The 952-nt window shown below is 58.2% G+C and carries 2 protein-coding genes; one reads left to right on the top strand and one right to left on the bottom strand.

From position 1 onward, the window contains the following. The coding region (locus CKO31_RS26590; protein WP_207148131.1) for a hypothetical protein at window positions 1–219 on the top strand (219 nt) is incomplete at its 5' end. A gap of 49 nt (window positions 220–268) precedes the next feature. Here CKO31_RS26590 and nrfD read toward each other — a convergent pair. Further along, window positions 269–952: NrfD/PsrC family molybdoenzyme membrane anchor subunit (nrfD, locus tag CKO31_RS26120; RefSeq protein ID WP_200243852.1), on the bottom strand; the 684-nt coding region annotated here is incomplete at its 5' end.

Below are 952 nucleotides of genomic sequence, written 5' to 3'. Positions count from 1 at the left end.
CCTGGCGCGGGTCGACGGGCTCTTGGCGGCGGGAGATGGGATGGATTGAGCCTGAAAGGCGTCGTTGAGCCGCAGGTTTCGCAGATTGGCGCAGATGATTCAAGCGCTTTGAAGTTTTACTGGCTTCACGCGGCTGATGAGGCAAATACCGTCTTCTCGGCTTCGGTTCTTGGTGAGTTGTTCTGCGGGAATCTGGGTCAGCTGCGGTCTGTTCTCTGAGTGCTTCCTTCTTCTGCAGCAAACGACTGCTCGCGACCGACAGAGCGGCTCAGGCGCGGACCTGCCCCGACTCGATCGCGGTTCCCGCCTTGGCCAGCAGCGTAAAGATCAGGGCGCCGAGGGCCCAAATTCCCAGCGCAATGAGCATTTCCGACAGAGTCGGGGAATATTCGAAGACCTCTCCCAGAGGTGTTGGTATGAAGCCGGGGACGACCATGCCCATGCCCTTTTCGATCCATATACCTAGTATCGTGAGTCCACAGGCGAGGTTCAGGGTCACCACGTGGCGCCGCAATGGGTGAATCATCAGCATGCCTACCGCGATCAGGTTCAGTCCGAGTGCCGTCCAGATCCAAGGCGTGAGCGCGTGGAAGCCGTTCAGTCCCAGATACAGATACCGTAATGATGCGGCATGCGCGCCTTCGTTATAAAAATGGGTAAAGAGCTCGGCGATCACGAAGAACAGGTTGATTTGCAGCGAAATCGCCATGATCAACGCCAAGGTGTCGATCACGCTCTGGCTTACCGGATAACGCATGAGGCCGCGCACGACCTGGAGGGCGACGATGATGAGGGCTGGACCCGACGCGAAGGCCGATGCGAGAAAGCGCGGCCCCAAGATCGAGGTGTTCCAGAAGGGCCGGGCGCTGTTGGCGGAAAACAAAAAGGCCGTGACGGTGTGGATGGAAATAGCCCATAGGATCGCGAGCAGGATCAATGGAAGGTACAGCTT

This window comes from Thiohalocapsa halophila (assembly GCF_016583825.1).
In the GTDB taxonomy this organism is placed as follows: Bacteria; Pseudomonadota; Gammaproteobacteria; order Chromatiales; family Chromatiaceae; genus Thiohalocapsa; species Thiohalocapsa halophila.
Note: the sequence above shows the minus strand (reverse complement) of the source record. Positions and strands in the feature narration are given on the sequence as shown.